This is a genomic window from Micromonospora sp. CPCC 205739 (assembly GCF_036906795.1).
GTDB lineage: Bacteria > Actinomycetota > Actinomycetes > Mycobacteriales > Micromonosporaceae > Micromonospora.
Genome location: NZ_JBAKHS010000002.1, coordinates 115,980 through 135,202 on the forward strand (window position 1 = coordinate 115,980; position 19,223 = coordinate 135,202).

Here is a 19,223-nt window from a genome sequence, read left to right on the forward strand (position 1 = left end):
CGGGTGGATGTCGACTGTCCACGATCTCGAACCGGGTGACGCGTCCCGACGTCCGGCCGCCTACCACCGGCGGGTCAAAGCCAGCGGCGGCGGAACCGCCACATGAGCGCGGCGTTGGCCGCCAGCACCACGGCGCAGATCGCGCCGGCCATCCGTCCGGCCAGCACGGTCATCGCCGGCAGCGACGCCCAGAGCACGATCGTCAGGATCATCAGCCAGCGCCCGCGTCGGGCCCGCGCCCGATGGTCGAGTCTCGCGAAGAACTTCGGGTCGCTCTCCCGGAGGTGCCGGGTGATCTGTTCGAATCTGCGCTGATCCTCTTTGCTGAGCATGGCGATGCCTTCCCCTCACGGCTTCAGCGGTCCGGCGGCTTACCCGCTGCGACGGCCGCTCACGCCCTTGCGCTGCTGCCACTTTGCGCCGGCGGGACGGTCCGGAACGCGGGTCAGGAACGGCTCAGCAGAGGCTTATCCCTTCCTTAAGTTTGGCTGTGCCCGTGAACGGGGTCGAAAGCGTCGCGTGGGCCGGAAACGTTACGTCCGGGCCCGGGAGGGACGTGTCGCCCCTGCTCTGGACGTCGAGGCCCGACAGGGCGCAAACCGGGCCGGCGGCGGCGCTGCTGAGCGGTGCCTTAAGTGTGGTCCTGAGCCGCTGATCAGCGCCTTGAAGGCACCCCACCCCTTGGCTACCTTCCCGGGGCAACCCCCTCAGACAAACGGTCGCCGCACCCTCCGCCCCGCTCCGGTCGCAGCGTGTCGGCGCCTTGAAGAAATCGGGATTGGTGCATGGCCGACCAGAATGTGCCACCGCGCGGACCGTGGGAAGACCGCGGCTGGACCCCTGGACAACACCCCACCCCGGACGGCTACCGCGACGTCCACCCCTCCGCGTCGTACCCCGCGCAGTACCAGGGCCCGGCGGGCCCCGGCCAGCCGTACGGCGGGTACCCCGCCCCGCCGGCCCCCCGCGGCCCGCAGTGGGTCGGCCCGGAGGGTCTGGGCCGGCAGTCGTTCCACCAGCCGGCCGGCACCGGACTGCCCCAACTGGACGATGACGGCGAGCCCGGCGGTCGGGTCGGCCGGCGGCGCGCCCTCGCCGCGATCGGCGGCACCGCCGCCGTGGTCGCCGGCGGCGCCGCCCTCGGGATGAACTCGACGGTGCGTGGGTTCTTCGGCGGCGACGACGCGGTGGCCGGCGACGCGACTGGCACCACCGTCACCGACGGCACCGCCGCCCGCCCCAGCGGGCAGCAGGCGAGCACGGTGCGCACCTACACCGAGCAGAACGAGAGCTACATGGGCTCCCGGGCCGGGGCCGCGCTGAAGAAGAACGCCCCCAGCGGGGGGCGGACGTTCTCCGGCCCGGCGGCCGCCGCGGCGGAGACGCCGGTGACGGTGAAGACGGTGCTGGCCAAGGACCCGGTACGGCACCTGGCCAGCCGGGCCACCTTCGGCGCCTCGCCCAAGACGCTCGCCGACATCCGCCGGATGGGCATCGACGGCTGGGTCCGCTGGCAGCTCGACCCGGAGAAGATCGCGCCGAGCCCGGCCGAGCTGAAGCTCGCCGAGCTGCCCAGCCTGAAGCTGAGCCCCATGCAGCTGCGCGAGCAGCGCGACCAGCTCAACGAGAAGGGCGTGCAGCCGGAGAAGGAGATGGTGGACGCCACCATCGCCCGCCAGATCTGGTCCGAGCGGCAGCTCTTCGAGGTGATGGTCGACTTCTGGAACGACTTCCTGCACGTCGCCGCCGACTTCGACGGCGGTGAGGTCTACCGCAACTCCTTCGACCGGGACGTCGTGCGGGCGAACGCGCTGGGCAGCTACCCGGACATGCTGGTCGCCGCGAACAAGCACCCCGCCCTGCTGCTCTACCTGAGCCAGAACGACTCCCGCAAGGACGCCATCAACGAGAACCTGGCCCGGGAGAACCTGGAGCTGTACTCGGTCGGCGTCGACGGCGGCTACACCGAGAAGGACGTCCGGCAGGCGGCCATGCTCCAGACCGGCCGGGGCGTCCAGGACGGCAAGTACGTCTTCCGCGCCGACCAGCACTACCTCGGCAAGGTCAAGATCCTCGGGTTCAGCCACGCGAACGCCTCGGCGGACCCGAAGAAGGCCGACGCGGTCATCGACTCGTACATCCGCTACATCGCCCTGCACCCGTCGACCGCCCAGTACGTGGCGCGCAGCCTCGCCACCCGGTTCGTCTCGGACACCCCGCCGAAGTCCCTGGTGGACCGGCTGGCCAAGACGTACACGGTCAACAAGGGCATGGTGAAGCCGCTGCTGATGACGCTCTTCAGCTCCTCCGAGTTCTGGGCGGCGGTGGGGCAGAAGGTGCGCCGGCCGATGGAGTACCTGATCGCCACCTACCGGACCCTCAACGTCCGGCCGGAGGCGTCGCGGGGCTTCAAGTCCGACGGTGGGCGCCCGGCGTTCGCCCGGGGGCTGCGCCAGATCCACGACAAGCTGCGCGAGCTCGGCCAGTATCCGATGGGTCAGCCCACGCCGGACGGCTACCCGGACGTCTACGTCGCCTGGACCTCGGCCGGCACGATGGTCAACGGCTGGAACGAGGCCGCCGACCTGCTCAACGGCTACCGCACCGAGTTCACCTACACCACTGCGGACAAGCTGGTGGCGAAGCCGCCGGCGACCGCCGGGGCGTACGTGGACGCGCTCGCCCAGCGGCTGGTGCACCAGAAGCTGAGCGCCAAGGAGAAGGCGCTGATCCTCGGTGTCGCCGGTGTGCCGGCCGGCGCCAAGGTCGACGCGACGTTCAACGGGGCCGTCACCGCCGTCGCGCGGGCGATCCTCGCTTCCCCCCAGCACCACCTCCGGTGAGGCACCCGATGGAGAAGACTGTGCACTCGTTCCCCCTGCACCCCGAATGCCCCGACGTGCGGCGGCTGGCCGACGACCCGGCCGAGGCGCTGCTGCGCGCCGAGGCCGACATCGTCGCCGCCGAGAGCGCCGCCGAGGCCGACCGCTACCGCCGGCTGGAGGACCTGGAGGAGGCCCAGCAGGACGGGCGGGGGGTGACCCGGCGTACCTTCGTCGCCGGTGCCGCCGCCACCGCCACCGCGCTGGCCACCGCGCAGTTCGTCACCACCTCGGCGTCGTTCGCCGCCACGAAGACCGGCACCCTGATCCACGTCTTCCTCTACGGCGGGCTGGACGGACTCAGCCTGGTCGCTCCGGACAACGACCCGGTGCTGGCCAAGGCCCGGCCCGACCTGCTGCTCGGCAACGACTCGCTGCCCGTCGGCCGCGGCTTCAAGCTGACCAGCGCCTTCAAGCCGCTCGAGCAGTGGCTCAAGGCCGGCCAGCTCGGCTTCATCCCGGCGGTCTCCGACGAGCGGCTGTCGCGCAGCCACTTCCAGGCCGCGGACGCCTGCAACCTGGGTGGCCTGCCCAACCAGACCGGCGGCCGGGGGTGGCTGGACAACCTGGTCGACAACCTCGGCAAGGGCACCGCGTTCCGCAGCGTCGGCATCGGCAGCACGCTGCCCCGGTCGCTGGTGGGCAACAACGGCGCGCTGTCGATCAACAACGTCGGTTCGCTGCGGCTCAACGGCGACGAGAAGTACCGGGCGGCCACCGAGAAGGCGATCCGGGGCCTGTTCACCGGGATCAACCACCCGGTCCAGGAGGCGGTGCTCGACGGCATGGGCGCGCTGGCCACGGCGCAGCGGCTGGCGGCCAAGCCGTACCAGCCGGCGGCCGGGGTGAAGTACGAGGGCGTCGGGTACGCGTTCCAGCAGCTCGCCCAGCTCATCAAGGGTGGGGCGAACGTCCGGGTGGCCACCGTCGGCATGGGCGGCTACGACACCCACGAGAACCAGGGCACCCGCGACGGCGGTCAGCTCTACCGGCGGCTCAACGAGCTGGCCACGGCGATGGCCGCGTTCTTCACCGACCTCGGTGACCGGGCCGCCGACGTCACCATCATGGTGTCCAGCGAGTTCGGCCGCCGGGTCGCCTCCAACAGCGGCGGCACCGACCACGGCCACGGCGGCGTGGTCACCCTGCTCTCCGGCCGCAAGCTCGCCGGCTCGCTGCTCGGCACCTGGAACGGGTTGAACGATCTGGACAGTGGCGACGTACCTGAGTACAACAACATGTTCAACGTCTACGGAAGCGTGGCGCAGGGGCGGTTCGGCCTGACCAACGCCGAGGTGGACAAGATCTTCCCGAGGCAGAAGTACACCCCCATGAAGCTGTACGCGTGACGTACCAGGAAACGTACGCCGGCGGCCGCCGTACCGGGACCTCGTCCCGGCACGGCGGCCGTTCGGCCGCCCCCGTACCCCCGACACCGGTGCTGCCCCGGCGCGGGCCCGGCGGCCGGCGCGCGCTGTCCGCGCTGTTCTGGCTCGGCCTGGTGGCCAGCGTGCTGCCCTGGTGGCTGGACACCCCGGCCGGTTCGCTGGCCGACACCGCCGACGTGCTCACCGCCGCCGGGCGGATCACCGGCCTGGTCGCCGGCTACCTGCTGCTGGTGCAGGTGCTGATGATGAGCCGCCTCGGCGTGCTGGAACGCGCACTCGGCGGCGAGCGGATCTCCCGGCTGCACCGGGACGTCGGGGCCACCCTGCTCGTCGCGGTGCTCACCCACATGTCGCTGCTGGTGGTGGCCTACGCCGAGGCCGACGAGCAGTCGGTGCTGGGTGAGGTGGGCGTGCTGCTGCGCGACTACGAGGACATGCTCTCCGCGTTCGCCGCCGCCGGCATCATGGTGCTGGTCGGCTGCACCGGCGTCCGGGCGATCCGCACCCTGCTGCCCTACGAGCTCTGGTACCACCTGCACCTGACCAGCTACGCGGCCCTGCTGCTGGGCTTCGGTCACCAGTTCAGCAACGGCGCCCAGCTCTTTCCGCCCGGTCCGGTGCGCACCGGCTGGATCGCCGCCTACCTGCTGGTGGTCGCCGCGCTGGTCTGGGGACGGCTGGTCGCCCCGCTGCGCTTCAACCTGCGGCACCGGCTGCGGGTGGCCGACGTGGTCGCCGAGACCCCGGACACCATCTCGATCTACCTGACCGGCGAGCGGCTCAACCAGATCGACATGCTCGGCGGGCAGTACTTCCGCTGGCGGTTCCTCACCCGCGGCTGCTGGTGGCAGTCGCACCCGTTCTCGCTCTCCGCGGCGGCCAACGGCCGCTGGCTGCGGCTGACCGTCAAGGTGGTCGGTTCGCACACCGCCGACCTGCGCGACCTCGACCCGGGTACCCGGGTCTGGGCGGAGGGGCCGTCCGGCACCTTCACCGCCGCGCACCGCACCCGGGAGCGTGCCCTGCTGATCGCCGGCGGCAGCGGCATCGCCCCGCTGCGCGCGATGCTGGAGGAGCTGCCGCCCGGCGCCGCGCTGATCTACCGCGCCCGTACCCCGGCCGACGTGCTGCTGCACCACGAGCTGGACTGGCTCGCCCAGGCCCGCCAGGCCTCCGTCTGGTACGTCATCGGCTCCCGCGACGACGCCGGCCCCCGTCAGGTGATGAACCCCGAGGGTCTGCGCCGGCTGGTGCCCGACGTGGCCCGCCGCGACGTCTACCTCTGCGGCCCGTCTGGGCTGGTCGAGGAGTCGGTGCGGGTGCTGCGCGCCGCCGGTGTGCCCCGGGGGCAGATCCACCTCGCCACGTTCGAGTTGTAGAGAGGCAACCGCCATGCGTCGCGCGATCCTCGCGATCACCGGTCTGGCCGCCAGCACCAGTGCGCTGGTGGTGCTCAAGGGTTCCCCGGGCGTCGGTCAGGTCGCCCAGGACCTCCCGGCCGGCCAGGCGTCCGTCGCCCCCGCGGCCGGCGAACCGGGCACGGCGGGCACGGTGCGTCCCGCGCCCCGGCCCACCGCCTCGGGCCGCGCCCCGGCGGCGCGACCGACCACCGCCGCGCCCCGCACCCCGGGCGCGCGGAGCACCACCGGCAAATCGCCCGCCGCGCCCAGGGCCACCACCAGCGCGCCGAAGCCGGCCCTGCGCACGGTGCGCGGCCCGGACGTCAAGTACGAGTTCGGCACGCTGCACGTGCAGATCACCCTCTCCGGCAGCCAGATCGTCAACGTCACCGGGATCGGCCTGCCGCAGAGCGGGCAGTCGGGCCAGCGCAGCGACGACGTGCAGCGCACCTACAGCGGCACCAGCGGTGAGGTGGTGCAGAAGCAGAGCGCCGACCTGAACACCGTCACCGACGCCACCGCCACCAGCAACGCGTACCAGCAGTCGCTCCAGGCGGCGATCGACCGGGCCGGCTGAGGTGCCGGTCTCGCCGGTCCGTCCCGGCCTGCGCCGGGTCGAGCACGTCATGGGTACGGCGATCAGCCTCGACCTGGCCGACGACCTGCCCGCCGCGGCCCTGCGCGACCTCGCCGAGGAGACCTTCGGCTGGCTGCGCGAGGTCGACGCCCGGTTCAGCACCTACTCCGACGACAGCGAGGTGTGCCGCCTGGACCGGGGCGAGCTGCGGCTGGCCGACGCCTCGGCGGACCTGCGGGCGGTGCTGGAGCGCTGCGCCGACCTGTGGGCCGCCACCGACGGCTACTTCGACGCGTACGCCACCGGCCGGCTCGACCCGTCCGGCTACGTGAAGGGCTGGTCGGCGCAGGTCGCCTCGGACCGGCTGGTCGCCGCCGGAGCGGCCAACCACTGCCTGAACGCCGGGGGCGACGTGGTGGTCCGGGGACTGTCACCCACCCGGGAGGCGTGGCGGATCGGCGTCGCCCACCCGTGGAACCCGATGGCCACCTGTCTGGTCCTCGCCGGCAGCGACCTGGCGATCGCCACCTCGGGCGTGCAGCACCGGGGCCAGCACGTGCGCGATCCGCGCCGGGGCGAGCCGGCCCGGGGCCTGCGCTCGGTCACCGTGGTCGGCGCGGACCTCGGGGTCGCCGACGCGTACGCCACCGCGGCGGTGGCCATGGGCGAGGCCGGCATCGGCTGGCTGGACCGCCTCACCGACCACCGGCACGCGGTCGTCACCGACGACGCCCGCCTGCTGCACTCCACCGACCTTCCGCTCAGCGACTGACCCGCGCGGGCTCGGTGGGTGCAAGGGGTCAGCGGGCGGGGCGGGGGCTGCCGGCCGGACGGGAGCCGGCGGGGCGAGCGCGTTCCGGGCGGGAGCCGCCCGGTCTGGTGCGCGACCGGCGGTGGGGCCGCCGGTGGTGCGGCGGCGGCTCGGTGCCGCCGGTGGGCCACGTCGCGTCGTCACTGGCCATCACGTACCCCCGCTCCCGGCGCGTGCGCGCCGTCACCGGTCCAACGAGCCCGGCCCCGGCGGGGACGCTGCCGGTGACCCGACCGAGGGATCAGTGGCCCCGTCGGGGAAGCGGGAGCTGCCCGGGGAGCAGCTCCGGCGTCAGCGTCACCCCGCTGGCCCGCAGCGCGTCGACCAGGGTGTTCTGCACCAGGTACGAGTCGGGGAGCTGCCAGCGCGCCTGCTCCGGGGCGACCACCCAGCGCACCGGCCCCTCGGGCAGCCGGGTCGGCGGCGCCGCGATCCACGAGCCCGGGCCGTGGCGTACCACGTGGAAGCAGTGCTCCAGCTCCGGCCGCAGCGGGTCGCCGGGGCGGACGAGGAACATCCAGCGACCGGTCGGGGTCATCAGCACCGGGCCCCGGACGCCGGGGCCGGCCGGGTGCGCCGGGATCGCGTCGAGGACGTGCCGGCCGAGGTGGGCGGGCACCTCCAGCACGTCGAACGCCCGCCCGGTCGGCAGCAGCACCCCGTGCGGGCGGCTGCGCCACCAGGTCGCCACCCGGGCCGGGTCGGCGCTGGCCGCGTACTCCCAGTTCTCCAGGGCCGGGTGGCAACCGACCGTCGGGCAGCCGGCCCGACCGCAGACGAAGCGGCTGCGCGCCAGGCAGGCGCCCGGGGTGACCTCCCAACCGTGCGCGGCGTACCGGACGGCGATCCGGCGCAGCCGGACCCGTTCGATCGGCGAGAGCTGGGCGACCCGCGGTCCGACGTTCCCCCACATGATTCGTGATCTCCCCTCGCCCCGACCGGTCAACCCGTCAGGCGGTATGTCGAGCACCGTCACTGCCGTAACCCGCGATCGTTGAGCTGTCGAACGGCTCGTGCAACTTGCACGAAAACTACGAGGACTGGCCGTACGGCCGACGTACAACCTGTGCGACCAGCGAAAACCTGGGACGGACGGAGCGCCGCACCCGCGGGGGGCCGTCCGGAGATCCGCCGGACGGGCGACGAGGGGGAGGAGCAGGGGATGGACGAGCTACCCATAGGACGGCGGGTGGCCTACTGGCGGGGCCGGCGCAAGATGTCGCAACAGGTCTTCGCCGATCGGCTGGGCAAGTCCAAGAGCTGGGTCGACAAGGTCGAGCGCGGGGTGCGCCGGCTCGACAAGTTCTCCGTCCTCTACGAGATCGCCGACATCCTCCAGGTCGACGTGCAACTGCTGCTCGGCAAGGACCCGGAGCGGCGTACCGACGCGCTCAACTGCATCGACCAGATCGAGGTGCAGGAGATCCGCGCCGCCCTGGAGCGGTACGACTCGATGAGCGCCTACTTCGACGCCGCGCCGTACCCGCCGCCGCTGGCCGACATGCGCAAGGCCGTCAACCACGCCTGGCTCACCTACCAGTACGGCCGCTACGGGATGCTGACCCGGGCGCTGCCGAAGTTGCTGCGCGACGCCCAGGCCGCCGACGCGGGCTACCGGGGCGACCAGGCGTGCGAGGCGGCCCACCTGCTCGGGCAGGTCTACCAGATCGCCTCCTCGGTGCTGCGCAAGCTCGGCGAGTGCGAGCTGGCCTGGCTGGCCGCCGACCGTTCGATGGCGGTCGCCCAGCGCGCCGACGACCAGCTCCTGGCCGGCGTCGCCACCACCCGGGTCTGCAACGCGCTGGTGGCGATGGGCCGGGCCCGGCCCGCGCTGGAGCTGAACGTCACCATCGCCAACCGGCTCGCCCCGGGCGGGAGCAACGAGGCCTCCCCGGACCGGCTCTCCGTCTACGGCATGCTGCTGCTGCAGGGCGCGATGGCCGCCGCCCGGATCGGCGACTCCGCGACCGTGGACGACCTGCTCAACGGCGCCCACGAGGCGGCCACCCTGCTCGGCGGCGACCAGAACCACTACTGGACCTCGTTCGGCCCGACCAACCTGGAGCTGCACCGGGCCGCCGCGGCGGTCGAACTGGGCGACGGCGGCCGGGCGGTGGAGATCCACCAGCGCCTCGCGGAGCCCGCGTTCAACGCGCTGCTGCCCGAACGCCGGGCCCACCACCTGCTCGACATCGCCCGGGGCTTCGCCCAGATCGGCGACGTGGCCAACGCCGGGGAGATGCTGCTGCGCGGCGACCGGCTCGCGCCCTCGGAGATCCGCTGCCGGCCGATCGCCCACGAGGTGATGTCGGACGTGCTGCGTCGCACACGTGGTGCGCCGCCTTCGCCGATAGCGGAGTTGGCTGAGCACATGGGAGTCGGAGTATGAGCACGGTGCCGGCCGGATGAGCGGCCCGCACCCGAGCAGCGAGCGCCGCGAGGTGCTCTACGTCATCGCCTGCGGTTCGCCGCTGGCCCGCCACGTCGGTCGCCTGGTCGAGCTGGCCCAGCAGGACGGCTGGGAGGTCTGCCTGGTGACCACGCCCGACGGGGCGAAGTTCGTCGACCGGGGCGCGCTGGCCCGGCAGACCGGTCACCCGGTACGCACCCACTACAAGAACGTGGGCGACCCCGACCTGCTGCCCCCGGCCAACGCCATGATCGTCTGCCCGGCGACGGTCAACACGGTCAACAAGTGGGCGGCGGGGATCACCGACACGCTCGCGCTCGGCCTGCTGGTCGAGGGGCAGGGCAAGGGGCTGCCCGTGGTGGCGGTGCCGTTCACCAATGCCGCGATGGCCGCCCACCCGGCCTTCCGGGCCGGCCTGGCCCGGTTGCGCGAGTGGGGCACCACGGTGCTCTTCGGCGACCACGTCTTCCCCCTGCACGCGCCGGGCACGGGGGAGCGGCACCTGCACGCCTTCCCGTGGGAGGTCGGGATCGCCGCCCTGCGCGACCGGTCGCGCGTCACCTCGGCCGCCTGACCCGGCCCCCGTCCCCGCCGTGGTCGCCCCCGCCCCGTTTGCGGCGTGTCGGGGTGTCCCGCGCGCCCGCACACCCCGACACGCCGCAAACGGTGCGGATCACGCCGGGCGGCGGCCGGGCACTGGCGGGGATCACGTGGGCGTGCCGGGGGACACGGGCGGCGGGCGAGGCCGTGGCGACCCGTGCGCGCCGGTAAGCTGACCGGCCGTGAGCACAACCGCAGCCGCACCGACCGTCGCCGACGTGGTGGCGGTCCTGGAGCGCCGGTATCCGCCCTCCTGGGCCGAGGAGTGGGACCGGGTCGGTCTGGTGCTCGGTGAGCCCACCGCCGCCGTACGCCGGGTCGCCTGCGTGGTCGACGTGGTGCCCGAGACGGTCGCCGAGGCGCGCGCCGCCGGCGCCGACATGATCGTCGCCCACCATCCGCTGCTGCTGCGCGGCGTCTCCTCGGTCGCCCCGACGACGTACAAGGGGCGGATCGTGCACGACCTGATCCGGGCCGGCGTCGCCCTGTACGTCGCGCACACCAACGCCGACGTGGCGGCCCCGGGGGTCTCCGACGCGCTCGCCGCCCGGTTCGGGCTGACCGGGCTGCGCCCGCTGCACCGCCCGTCGCCCGGCGCCCCGGCCGACGGCCCGGGCCGGGGCATCGGCCGGATCGGGGAGCTGCCCACCCCGATGACCCTGGCCGAGCTGACCCGGCACGCCGCCGCCGTGCTGCCCGCCACCGCCTGGGGAGTTCGCGCCGCGGGCGATCCCGCGCGTATCGTGCGTACCCTCGCGGTCAGCGGCGGCTCCGGCGACGCCTTCCTGGCCGAGGCGACCGCCGCCGGGGTGGACGCCTTCCTCACCGCCGACCTGCGGCACCACCCGGCGGGCGAACACCTCGCCGCCGGCGGACCCGCCCTGCTCGACGCCGCCCACTGGGCGACGGAACGACCCTGGTTGGACGACCTGGCCGCCCACCTGCGGGCCGACCTCGACGTCGAGACCGTGGTGTCCGACCTGGACACCGACCCCTGGACCGTGCACGCCGCCGCGCCCGCACTGGACGACAAGGAGCCCCGACCGTGAAGGCTGAACCCCAGGTCCAGCGCCGCCTGCTTGATCTGCAGGCCATCGACACCGCCCTCGCCCAGCTCGCCCACCGCCGCCGCGTCCTGCCCGAGCGGGCCGAGCTGGAGGGGCTGGCCCGGGAGCTCTCCGCGCTGGAGGACGAGCGGGCCCGCGCCCAGGTCGCCGTGGACGACCTGGACCGCGACATCGCCCGGCTGGAGAAGGACGTCGACCAGGTCCGGGCCCGCAAGACCAAGGACGAGGCCCGGCTGGCCGCCGGCTCCGGCCCGGCCCGCGAACTGGAGGCGCTCCAGCACGAGCTGGTCTCGCTGAACCGGCGGCAGGGCGACCTGGAGGACGCCGAGCTGGAGCTGATGGAGCAGCGGGAGACCGCGCAGGGCGTACTGGACGGGATCGAGGCCCGGATGGCCGACGCGCGCGAGCGCCGCGCGGCGGCCGAGCAGCGCCGGGACGACGCCCTGGCCGAGATCGCCAAGGAGGAGGAGTTCAAGAAGACGGCCCGCAAGCCGCTCGCCGCCGACCTCCCGGCCGACCTGGTCACCCTCTACGACAAGATCCGCGAGGACACCGGCCTCGGTGCGGCGCTGCTCACCGCCGGCCGCTGCGGTGGCTGCCGGCTGGAGCTCTCCGGCGCCGACCTGTCCCGCATCCGCAAGGCGGACCCGGACGACGTGGTCCGCTGCGAGGAGTGCCGCCGGATCATGGTCCGCACCAACGAGTCGGGTCTGTAGCCGGTGGCGGTGCGCGCGGTCGTCGTCGAGGCCGACGGCGGGTCCCGGGGCAACCCGGGCCCGGCCGGCTACGGCGCGGTGGTCCGGGACCCGGCCTCCGGTGAGGTGCTGCTGGAGCGCTCCGAGGCGATCGGGGTCTCCACCAACAACGTCGCCGAGTACCGGGGGCTGATCGCCGGGCTGGAGGCCGCCGCCGAGCTGGGCGCGGCCGAGGTCGAGGCGCGGATGGACTCCAAGCTGGTGGTCGAGCAGATGTGCGGCCGCTGGCAGATCAAGCACCCGGGGCTGCGCCCGCTCGCCGCGAAGGCCGCCGCCCTGGTCGACCGCTTCGAGTCGGTCCGGTTCAGCTGGATCCCGCGCGAGCGCAACCGGCACGCCGACGCGCTGGCCAACGCGGCGATGGACGCCGCCGCCGGCAAGCCGCCGAAGCGGGCCGCCGCCGAGCCGCCCCGCGAGGTGGCCGCCGCCGACTCGGCGGCCCGCGCGCAGGCCCGCGAGGTCGCCGCCCGCGCCGCCTCCCGTACCACCGGCACCGACCCGGCGACCACGAAGCCCTCCTGGGAGCCGCGGCCCAGCTTCACCGCCACCCGGCTGATCCTGGTCCGCCACGGCGAGACCGAGTGGACCGTGCAGCACCGTTACGCCGGCCGCGCCGACGTCCCGCTCTCCGACGCGGGTCAGGCCCAGGCCCGGGCCACCGCCGCGCGGGTGGCCGAGCTGGCCCCGTCCGTCGCGGCCGTCGTCAGCTCACCGCTGTCCAGGTGTACGGCGACCGCCGAGGCGATCGCCGGGGCGGTCGGCGGCATCCCGGTACGCCGGCAGGACGACTGGGTCGAGTGCGACTTCGGCGACTGGGACGGCAAGACCTTCGCCGAGGTACGCGACCAGTGGCCGGGGGAGCTGGACGCCTGGCTCGCCTCGACCCGGATCGCGCCGCCCGGCGGGGAGTCGTTCACCACCGTCGCGGAGCGGGTCGACCGGGCGGTGGCGGCGCTGCGTGAGGCGTACCAGGGGGAGACCGTGGTGGTCGTCTCGCACGTCTCGCCGATCAAGCTGGCGTTGCGGGACGCCCTGGCGGCCGGCGACGCCTTCCTGCACCGGCTCTACCTGGACGCGGCCGGCATCTCGGTGCTGGACATGTGGCCCGACGGCGGTGTGGCGGTGCGCAGCGTCAACGACACCGCCCACCTCGCCGCGCGCTGACCGGCCGACCGGCCGGTCAGCCGCGCCCGGAGCGCAGCAGCCAGCGCATGAAGTAAAGGCACGGCAGCGCCACCGCGAGCCACACCAGGCCCACGGCGAGCCGGATCAGCGGCGGCAGCCCCGGCTGCAACGCCAGGAAGCCCAGGCCGAGGGTGGCGACGCAGAGCAGGTAGCCGAGGATCGCGGCGTTGCGGCGCGGCGAGCGGGGTTGCCGGGTCACGGGCGGGGCCTTTCTTCGGTCAGCCGCGACACGAGGCGCTGGGGGTCGCGCATCACGTCACCGACGGCGTGGTCGCCGATCCGCAGCGAGTCGAGCAGTTCCTGGCGGGCCTCGTCCACCTGGCGGCCGGCCGCCCTGATCGTCTCGGTGACCAGTTCGCCGAGGGTCAGGTTGTCGACGGTGCGCCGGGCCCGGGGGTCGATGCGGATGTCCAGCAGTTCCCGCGCCCCGGACATCTCCACGGTGACCTCGCCGCCGGGCGAGGAGACGACGTGCCGCCGGTGCGCCGCCCCCTCGGCGAACTCGACGGCGGCGGTCATCGCCGCGGTCATCTGTCGGGCCAGGGCGCCCAAATCCGGTCGCTGCATCAGCCCACCTCCCCGCTGCGGCGGAGGAACTCGTCGAGCGCCTGCCGGGGTGCGGGTGGCTGGTCGACGCCGTCGTTGCCGGTGATCTCCCGGATCCGGTCGGTGAGGGTGGTCGACAGCCGGGACTGGGCCTGGCGTACCGCCTCCAGGCAGGCGGCCCCGAGCTGGTCGGCGTCCAGGTCCCGGACGGCCTGCGGGCTGAGGTAGACCTCGGCCACCTCGCCGTCGCCGGTCACCCGGGCGGTCACCGTGCCGGTGGCGTCGCTCGCCTCGACGCTCTCCTGGCGCAGCGCGGCGATCCGGGCGGCCAGGTCGTCCACCCGCTCCCGGACGGCGCGCAGCGACGCGTCGGTGTAGCCCCGGCGGCGCGCCTCGTCCGCCGCCGCCGCGATGGCCTCCGCGTCCGCGTTCACCGCTGCACCCACTCCGCCGGATCGCCGATGACGATCTTCAGGGACTCGGGCAGCCGGATGCTGGCCGTGTCGATCTGCCCGCTCCGGTCGGCGAACTTGTTGGCCAGCTCGTCGTTGGCGTCGCCGAGGGTCTTGGCGGCGAGCCAGACCGTCATCACGAAACCGGCCAGCAGGCCGATCACGGCGACCGCGAAGGCCGCCCAGGAGGCGAAGATGCCGATCTTGACGGCCGGCGAGACCGGACCGGCGGCGTTGGCCGCCACGGCGGCGACGGCGGCGCTGACCGTGGCGACCAGGAACGCGCCGAGGGTGGTGATCACGCCGGTCGCCATCTGCGCGCAGTACGAGTCCATCAGGGAGCAGGTCTGGGCCAGTCGCTCCAGGGCCGGCAGCAGGTCGCCGGTGGCGAAGGCGTGGAACTGGGTGGCCGCCGAGTCCTGCCAGAACCCGTCGACCTTCTCGATCTGACTCAGCAGCTGCGCGTGCATGCTGTCGTACGCGTTCTTCAGCTCGCCCCAGGTGCCGGAGTTGCTCAGCCATGGCTCAGGGTCGACGACGTTCGGCATCACCAGCAGCCCGGTCAGGGTGGCCGCCGCCATGCCGGCCCCGGAGGGCTCCAGCGCGACGATCAGGCCGCTGGTGGCGGCGGCCACCAGCCCTCGGATCAGAAAGGTGTCGAACGCGTCGCTGTCGGTGTCGGTCCAGCCGCCCTCGTCCCAGCCGGCAGGCATCGGTCCCCCTCGGTCAGTCGTGACTGCGGTGGAAGCCGGCCGCCTGGTCGGCCTCCAACTGCTCGTAGTGGCCGGCGACCCGGTGCAGCGCCGCGCCGATCGCGTCGAAGGTGTCGCGCAGCGCGGTGGTCACCGCGCCGACCGCCAACAGGGACTGCGCGTAGTCGTTCGCCGCCGGCATCGCGAACAGCGGGAAGGCCCCCTCCGGCAGCTCCAGCCCGGCCAGCGTCGGGCGGGTCTGCTGGTCGAGGTCGTCGGCGTACGTGGAGAAGGAGGACCCCAACGCCCGCATCGCCTCGGTCGCGTACTGCGACACCCTGCACCACCCCCCGTCAGTGCGTGAGGCCCCAGGCTAGCGGGGCGGGGCCCGGCCGGCTGCCCCGTCGAGGGGCGGGAACGTCATTCGGCGCAGCGGAATTGCCGCTCGGCGCAGGGCGCGTCGGCGAGTGGCGTGACCACGCTCACAGCCTGGTTAGCCTCCGCGCGATCAGACCGATCCACGACCCTTCGGAGACGCAGATGAGTGATCCCGGAACACCACCGGCCGAGCCGGGACCGGATCCCGCGGCAAGCACGGCGTCGTCCAGGGCCAAGGACCACAGTCCCTGGAACTGGCTGCTCTTCATCCCGATTCTGGTGCCGCTGATCCCGGTGTTCTTCAACGCGGACTCGCCCCGGCTCTTCGGCTTCCCGCGCTTCTACTGGCTGCAACTGGCCTACATCCTGCTCGGTGTGGCCACCACGACCCTGGTGTACCAGATGACGAAGAAGCGGGGTGGCCGGTGAGCGCGAGGAGTGAGCCTGGCCTGCGAGCCCCGCAGTCGCGAACGAAGGCGGTGCAGTGATGTGGCGTGACCACCTGACCGAGATCATTGTCTTCACGCTGCTCTTCCTGCTGGTCAGCGCCATGGGCTTCGTGGCTGCCCGCTGGCGCGCCCCGCGGGACATGGCCCACCTCGACGAGTGGGGGCTGGGCGGCCGCAGCTTCGGCGGCTGGATCACCTGGTTCCTGGTCGGCGGTGACCTCTACACCGCGTACACCTTCGTGGCGGTGCCGGCGCTGATCTTCGGGGCGGGCGCGGCGGGCTTCTTCGCCGTGCCTTACACCATCGTCATCTACCCGATGGTCTTCCTGGTGCTCTGTCGACTCTGGTCGGTCTCGCACCGGCACGGCTTCGTCACCCCGGCGGACTTCGTCCGCAACCGCTTCGACTCGCCGGTGCTGGCGCTGCTGGTCGCGATCACCGGCATCGTCGCCACCATGCCGTACATCGCGTTGCAGCTGGTCGGCATCGAGGCGGTGCTGAAGACGATGGGGGTCACCGGGGACACCGCGCTGGCCCGACACCTGCCGATCATCATCGCCTTCGCGATCCTGGCCGCGTACACCTACCAGTCGGGGCTGCGGGCGCCGGCGCTGATCGCCTTCGTCAAGGACACGCTGATCTACATCGTGATCCTGGTGGCGGTGCTCTACCTGCCGTACAAGCTGGGCGGCTGGGGCTCGATCTTCGACGCGGCGGACGCCAAGTTCTCGGCGAGTGCGGCGCCGAACGACGGCATCCTGCTCAACGCCAACAACCAGCTCCAGTACGTCACCCTGGCGTTCGGCTCGGCGTTGGCGCTCTTCCTCTACCCGCACAGCATCACCGGCGTGCTGGCCAGCCGGAACCGGGACGTGATCAAGCGCAACATGTCTGCGCTGCCGGCGTACAGCCTGCTGCTCGGCCTGATCGCGCTGCTCGGCTACATGGCCATCGCGGCCGGGGTGAAGCCGCTGCCCGGGGCGACCGCGGGGAGCGTGGACAACAACACGGTGGTGCCGGTCCTGTTCGACCAGCAGTTCCCGGACTGGTTCGCCGGCGTCGCGTACGCGGCCATCGGCATCGGCGCGCTGGTGCCGGCGGCGATCATGTCGATCGCGGCGGCCAACCTGTTCACCCGCAACATCTACAAGGAGTACCTCAAGCGGGACGCCACCCCGGCCCAGGAGGCGAACGTCTCCAAGATCACCTCGCTGGTGGTCAAGGTCGGCGCGGTGGCCTGCATCATCTTCCTCGACCCGCAGTTCTCCATCGACCTCCAGCTCATCGGCGGCGTGATCATCCTCCAGACGCTGCCGGCGGTGGCGCTGGGCCTGTACACCCGCTGGTTCCACCGCACCGCGCTGATCGCGGGCTGGGCGGCCGGCATGGCGCTCGGCATGTGGATGCTCTACCAGATCGGCAACCCGGTGACCGGCAAGAAGCACTTCGCCGGCTCGGCCTTCCCGCTGTCCGAGTTCGGCTTCGACACCAAGAAGACGATCTACGTCGGCATCGTGGCCGTACTGGTGAACCTGCTGGTGGCGGCGCTGCTGACGCTGGTGCTGCGGGCCGCGAAGGTCAATGAGGGGGTGGACAACACCACGCCGGACGACTATTTCGCCGACGAGGGCGACCCCCGGGTCACCCCGGGCACCGACCGCGACGCCGACTCGGCCCGCGAGCCGGTGGCATGAGGATCGGCCCGCCCGGGTGCGCCGCTGTGGCGGACGCCCGGGCGGGCCGGCAGCCCTGCCGACGCCGAGCCCCGTGGTTCGGGCGGCGATGGGCCAGTAGTTCGAGGGCGGCCGGCCGCAGCGCGGCCCGCCGCGGTGCTGGGAGGCTGTGGAGCTGATGACGTAGACGGATCGGCCGCTGATCCGTCTACGTCATCAGCTTCGTACTGTCCGGCTCCCACCCTTGGCCCCGCGAGGCGAGATGTGGCCCGGGCTCAGCGCAGCGCCCGCCAGAGCAGGTACAGGCCGATCACCGTGCCGAAGGCCACGATCAGCATCTTGAGGAACACCGGCGGCAGCCGACGGACCAGCCGGGCGCCGGCGTACCCGCCGACCAGCGTGGCCGGCGCGACCACCGCGACCGCCGCCCAGTTCACCGGCCCGAAGAGCGCGAACACCGCCACCGTGGTGAGCCCGACCACCGCCGAGAGCAGGTTCTTGATCGCGGTGACCCGGGCCAGCGTCGCGTCCAGCACCAGGGCCAGGCCGGCGACCAGCATCACCCCCAGGGCCGCGCCGAAGTAGCCGCCGTACACCGCGCCGAGCCCGACCATGGCCTGCACCGTGACGGTACGGCGGCGCGGCGCCAGGTCGCGCGGATGCCCGACCAGCGCGCGCAGTGGATCCTGGAAGGCGAGCACCGCCGTCGCGCCGAGCACCAGGAACGGCACGACCAGCTCGAACGCCCGGGCTGGGGTGGCCAAGAGCAGCAGGCAGCCGACGATCGTGCCCACCACGGTGGTGGGCACCAGGGCCGCCAGCGAACGCGTCGACGGCAGGTCGCGGCGGCTGCCCGCCACGCTGGAGAGGTAACCGGGACAGACCGAGACCGAGTTGGTGACGTTCGCCGGCACCGGGGGCAGCCCCACCGCGATCAGCGCCGGAAAGGTGATCAGCGAACCGCCTCCGGCCACCGCGTTGACCGTCCCCGCGGCGAGACCGGCGGCGAGCAGGAGCGCGGCGTCGGAAAGATCCATGGTGCCCCGAGGCTAGTACGCCCCGCTCCGCCGCGCGCGGGTACCGCGCCCCCTCAGATGCACCCTGCCCACCGTCCCCGTGAGCTGGCGCCGGTGCGGTTTGCGACGTGTAAGCGGCGTCCCCTGTCGCCGAACCTCGCGACGCGTCGCAAACCGGTCAGTGGGGACGCCCGGAGGCTCTCCCGGGTCGGAAATGGGCGGGGCCGCCGCGTCGTTAGGATGAAGGCGCGACGGACGAGTCGACCGGGCGGTCGCGTCGGCGGGCTCCGGCCCGCCGCCGAGGAACGTCCGGACTCCACAGGGCAGGGTGGTTGTTAACGGCAACCCGGGGTGACCCGCGGGACAGTGCCACAGAAAACAGACCGCCGGCCCATCGGGTCGGTAAGGGTGAAACGGTGGGGTAAGAGCCCACCAGCACCCCGGGTGACCGGGGTGGCTCGGTAAACCCCACCCGGAGCAAGGCCAAGAAAGGGCCGTCACCGCAAGATGACGACCCGGCGCAGACGCTTGAGGGTTGCCCGCCCGATGTCTGCGGGTAGGCCGCATGAGCCTGTCGGCGACGGCAGGCCGAGATGGATGGCCGCCGCCGGCACGTACCCCGCGAGGGGTACGCGCCGCGCACAGAATCCGGCGTACAGGTCGACTCGTCCGTCGCCCACCAGGTCAGCCGCCTGTACAGGGCGACTGACCTGTTGTTTCTCCGGGTGCTACCGGTCGTCGTCGGTCAATAACGGTCGCCGTTCGACGGGCAACGTCACGCGGCGCTGGGTCAGCGACGTCCTAGCCAGTCCGGTCGTGGAGGTGGCGGAACCCGCACCGGCCCGCATCGGTCACGTATGTAGGTGACGTAATCCAAGCCGTCCAGCATCTCGGCGCACTGCTCCGGCGTCGCGCCGTCAACACCCCACAGCACGAATTTCA

The 19,223-nt window shown here is 73.0% G+C and carries 20 protein-coding genes and 1 other RNA gene; 13 read left to right on the forward strand and 8 right to left on the reverse strand.

The annotated features are described in order from the left end of the window. Window positions 1-74 precede the first annotated feature (74 nt). A complete protein-coding gene (locus V6U88_RS04490; protein WP_334450062.1) occupies window positions 75-332 on the reverse strand; it encodes a DUF3040 domain-containing protein in 258 nt (85 codons plus the stop codon). A 453-nt stretch (window positions 333-785) separates the two neighbouring features. Here V6U88_RS04490 and V6U88_RS04495 point away from each other — a divergent pair, with 453 nt between their 5' ends. Genes V6U88_RS04495 through V6U88_RS04515 form a run of 5 tightly spaced genes read left to right on the forward strand, consistent with a single transcriptional unit; the run spans window position 786 to window position 7,019 of the window. Further along, on the forward strand, window positions 786-2,843 hold the full coding sequence (locus V6U88_RS04495; protein WP_334450063.1) for a DUF1800 domain-containing protein: 2,058 nt from the start codon (window positions 786-788) through the stop codon (window positions 2,841-2,843). An 8-nt stretch (window positions 2,844-2,851) separates the two neighbouring features. Beyond that, entirely contained in the window at window positions 2,852-4,231 is a 1,380-nt protein-coding gene (locus V6U88_RS04500; protein WP_334450064.1) for a DUF1501 domain-containing protein, read from the forward strand. Next, window positions 4,228-5,649, forward strand: coding sequence for a ferredoxin reductase family protein (locus tag V6U88_RS04505; RefSeq protein WP_334450065.1), 1,422 nt, complete (start codon window positions 4,228-4,230; stop codon window positions 5,647-5,649). Before V6U88_RS04500 ends, V6U88_RS04505 begins: the two co-directional genes overlap by 4 nt. Before the next feature lie 13 nt (window positions 5,650-5,662). Then, window positions 5,663-6,247, forward strand: coding sequence for an FMN-binding protein (locus V6U88_RS04510; RefSeq protein WP_334450067.1), 585 nt, complete (start codon window positions 5,663-5,665; stop codon window positions 6,245-6,247). A gap of 49 nt (window positions 6,248-6,296) precedes the next feature. After that, window positions 6,297-7,019, forward strand: coding sequence for an FAD:protein FMN transferase (locus tag V6U88_RS04515; RefSeq protein ID WP_334450594.1), 723 nt, complete (start codon window positions 6,297-6,299; stop codon window positions 7,017-7,019). Window positions 7,020-7,299: 280 nt separating this feature from the next. On the opposite strand, the gene V6U88_RS04520 is transcribed toward V6U88_RS04515, so the two are convergent. Then, window positions 7,300-7,971 (reverse strand): bifunctional DNA primase/polymerase, encoded by a 672-nt coding sequence (locus V6U88_RS04520; RefSeq protein ID WP_334450068.1) that lies wholly within the window; start codon window positions 7,969-7,971, stop codon window positions 7,300-7,302. Window positions 7,972-8,220: 249 nt separating this feature from the next. On the opposite strand from V6U88_RS04520, the gene V6U88_RS04525 reads away from it, so the two are divergent. The 5 genes from V6U88_RS04525 to V6U88_RS04545 all read left to right on the forward strand — a co-directional run bounded on the left by V6U88_RS04525 (window position 8,221) and on the right by V6U88_RS04545 (window position 13,054). Beyond that, the gene (locus V6U88_RS04525; protein WP_334450069.1) at window positions 8,221-9,447 is read left to right on the forward strand and encodes a helix-turn-helix domain-containing protein; all 1,227 of its coding nucleotides are present in this window, start codon (window positions 8,221-8,223) and stop codon (window positions 9,445-9,447) included. 16 nt (window positions 9,448-9,463) lie between these two features. After that, window positions 9,464-10,042 (forward strand): flavoprotein, encoded by a 579-nt coding sequence (locus V6U88_RS04530; RefSeq protein ID WP_334450070.1) that lies wholly within the window; start codon window positions 9,464-9,466, stop codon window positions 10,040-10,042. A gap of 208 nt (window positions 10,043-10,250) precedes the next feature. After that, window positions 10,251-11,117, forward strand: coding sequence for a Nif3-like dinuclear metal center hexameric protein (locus V6U88_RS04535; protein WP_334450071.1), 867 nt, complete (start codon window positions 10,251-10,253; stop codon window positions 11,115-11,117). Beyond that, window positions 11,114-11,851: a zinc ribbon domain-containing protein gene (locus V6U88_RS04540; RefSeq protein ID WP_334450072.1), complete on the forward strand. Its 738-nt coding sequence runs from the start codon at window positions 11,114-11,116 to the stop codon at window positions 11,849-11,851. Before V6U88_RS04535 ends, V6U88_RS04540 begins: the two co-directional genes overlap by 4 nt. Window positions 11,852-11,854: 3 nt before the next feature. Then, window positions 11,855-13,054 carry a bifunctional RNase H/acid phosphatase gene (locus V6U88_RS04545; RefSeq protein WP_334450073.1) on the forward strand — a complete coding sequence of 400 codons (1,200 nt, stop codon included), beginning with the start codon at window positions 11,855-11,857 and terminating at the stop codon, window positions 13,052-13,054. A 16-nt stretch (window positions 13,055-13,070) separates the two neighbouring features. Here V6U88_RS04545 and V6U88_RS04550 read toward each other — a convergent pair whose 3' ends face one another. Genes V6U88_RS04550 through V6U88_RS04570 form a run of 5 tightly spaced genes read right to left on the reverse strand, consistent with a single transcriptional unit; the run spans window position 13,071 to window position 15,102 of the window. Beyond that, window positions 13,071-13,274 (reverse strand): hypothetical protein, encoded by a 204-nt coding sequence (locus V6U88_RS04550; protein ID WP_334450074.1) that lies wholly within the window; start codon window positions 13,272-13,274, stop codon window positions 13,071-13,073. After that, on the reverse strand, window positions 13,271-13,642 hold the full coding sequence (locus tag V6U88_RS04555; protein ID WP_334450075.1) for a YbaB/EbfC family nucleoid-associated protein: 372 nt from the start codon (window positions 13,640-13,642) through the stop codon (window positions 13,271-13,273). The genes V6U88_RS04550 and V6U88_RS04555 overlap by 4 nt, the downstream gene beginning before the upstream one ends. Continuing rightward, window positions 13,642-14,055, reverse strand: a complete 414-nt coding sequence (locus V6U88_RS04560; RefSeq protein ID WP_334450076.1) for a YbaB/EbfC family nucleoid-associated protein — start codon at window positions 14,053-14,055, stop codon at window positions 13,642-13,644. Before V6U88_RS04560 ends, V6U88_RS04555 begins: the two co-directional genes overlap by 1 nt. Beyond that, window positions 14,052-14,786 (reverse strand): hypothetical protein, encoded by a 735-nt coding sequence (locus V6U88_RS04565; protein ID WP_334450077.1) that lies wholly within the window; start codon window positions 14,784-14,786, stop codon window positions 14,052-14,054. The genes V6U88_RS04560 and V6U88_RS04565 overlap by 4 nt, the downstream gene beginning before the upstream one ends. Window positions 14,787-14,799: 13 nt before the next feature. Next, window positions 14,800-15,102 (reverse strand): hypothetical protein, encoded by a 303-nt coding sequence (locus V6U88_RS04570; protein ID WP_334450078.1) that lies wholly within the window; start codon window positions 15,100-15,102, stop codon window positions 14,800-14,802. Between the two features lie 203 nt (window positions 15,103-15,305). Here V6U88_RS04570 and V6U88_RS04575 point away from each other — a divergent pair, with 203 nt between their 5' ends. Further along, window positions 15,306-15,572, forward strand: a complete 267-nt coding sequence (locus V6U88_RS04575; protein ID WP_334450079.1) for a DUF3311 domain-containing protein — start codon at window positions 15,306-15,308, stop codon at window positions 15,570-15,572. Window positions 15,573-15,630: 58 nt separating this feature from the next. Continuing rightward, complete coding sequence (gene mctP, locus V6U88_RS04580) at window positions 15,631-17,286, forward strand: monocarboxylate uptake permease MctP (RefSeq protein WP_334450080.1); 1,656 nt, start codon at window positions 15,631-15,633, stop codon at window positions 17,284-17,286. A gap of 254 nt (window positions 17,287-17,540) precedes the next feature. Here the strand turns inward: mctP and V6U88_RS04585 are convergent, their stop codons facing one another. Further along, the gene (locus V6U88_RS04585; RefSeq protein ID WP_334450081.1) at window positions 17,541-18,302 is read right to left on the reverse strand and encodes a sulfite exporter TauE/SafE family protein; all 762 of its coding nucleotides are present in this window, start codon (window positions 18,300-18,302) and stop codon (window positions 17,541-17,543) included. A gap of 235 nt (window positions 18,303-18,537) precedes the next feature. Here V6U88_RS04585 and rnpB point away from each other — a divergent pair. After that, an RNA gene (gene rnpB / locus V6U88_RS04590) (RNase P RNA component class A) lies at window positions 18,538-18,953 on the forward strand. Window positions 18,954-19,223 lie beyond the last annotated feature (270 nt).

Coding starts and splice junctions, on each gene's coding strand:
- V6U88_RS04515 (WP_334450594.1), top strand. CDS start 6,297: ATGGGTACGGCGATCAGCCTCGACCTGGCCGACGACCTGCCCGCCGCG.
- V6U88_RS04585 (WP_334450081.1), bottom strand. CDS start 18,302: ATGGATCTTTCCGACGCCGCGCTCCTGCTCGCCGCCGGTCTCGCCGCG.
- V6U88_RS04555 (WP_334450075.1), bottom strand. CDS start 13,642: ATGCAGCGACCGGATTTGGGCGCCCTGGCCCGACAGATGACCGCGGCG.
- V6U88_RS04495 (WP_334450063.1), top strand. CDS start 786: ATGGCCGACCAGAATGTGCCACCGCGCGGACCGTGGGAAGACCGCGGC.
- V6U88_RS04510 (WP_334450067.1), top strand. CDS start 5,663: ATGCGTCGCGCGATCCTCGCGATCACCGGTCTGGCCGCCAGCACCAGT.
- V6U88_RS04500 (WP_334450064.1), top strand. CDS start 2,852: ATGGAGAAGACTGTGCACTCGTTCCCCCTGCACCCCGAATGCCCCGAC.
- mctP (WP_334450080.1), top strand. CDS start 15,631: ATGTGGCGTGACCACCTGACCGAGATCATTGTCTTCACGCTGCTCTTC.
- V6U88_RS04565 (WP_334450077.1), bottom strand. CDS start 14,786: ATGCCTGCCGGCTGGGACGAGGGCGGCTGGACCGACACCGACAGCGAC.
- V6U88_RS04575 (WP_334450079.1), top strand. CDS start 15,306: ATGAGTGATCCCGGAACACCACCGGCCGAGCCGGGACCGGATCCCGCG.
- V6U88_RS04530 (WP_334450070.1), top strand. CDS start 9,464: ATGAGCGGCCCGCACCCGAGCAGCGAGCGCCGCGAGGTGCTCTACGTC.
- V6U88_RS04520 (WP_334450068.1), bottom strand. CDS start 7,971: ATGTGGGGGAACGTCGGACCGCGGGTCGCCCAGCTCTCGCCGATCGAA.
- V6U88_RS04525 (WP_334450069.1), top strand. CDS start 8,221: ATGGACGAGCTACCCATAGGACGGCGGGTGGCCTACTGGCGGGGCCGG.
- V6U88_RS04490 (WP_334450062.1), bottom strand. CDS start 332: ATGCTCAGCAAAGAGGATCAGCGCAGATTCGAACAGATCACCCGGCAC.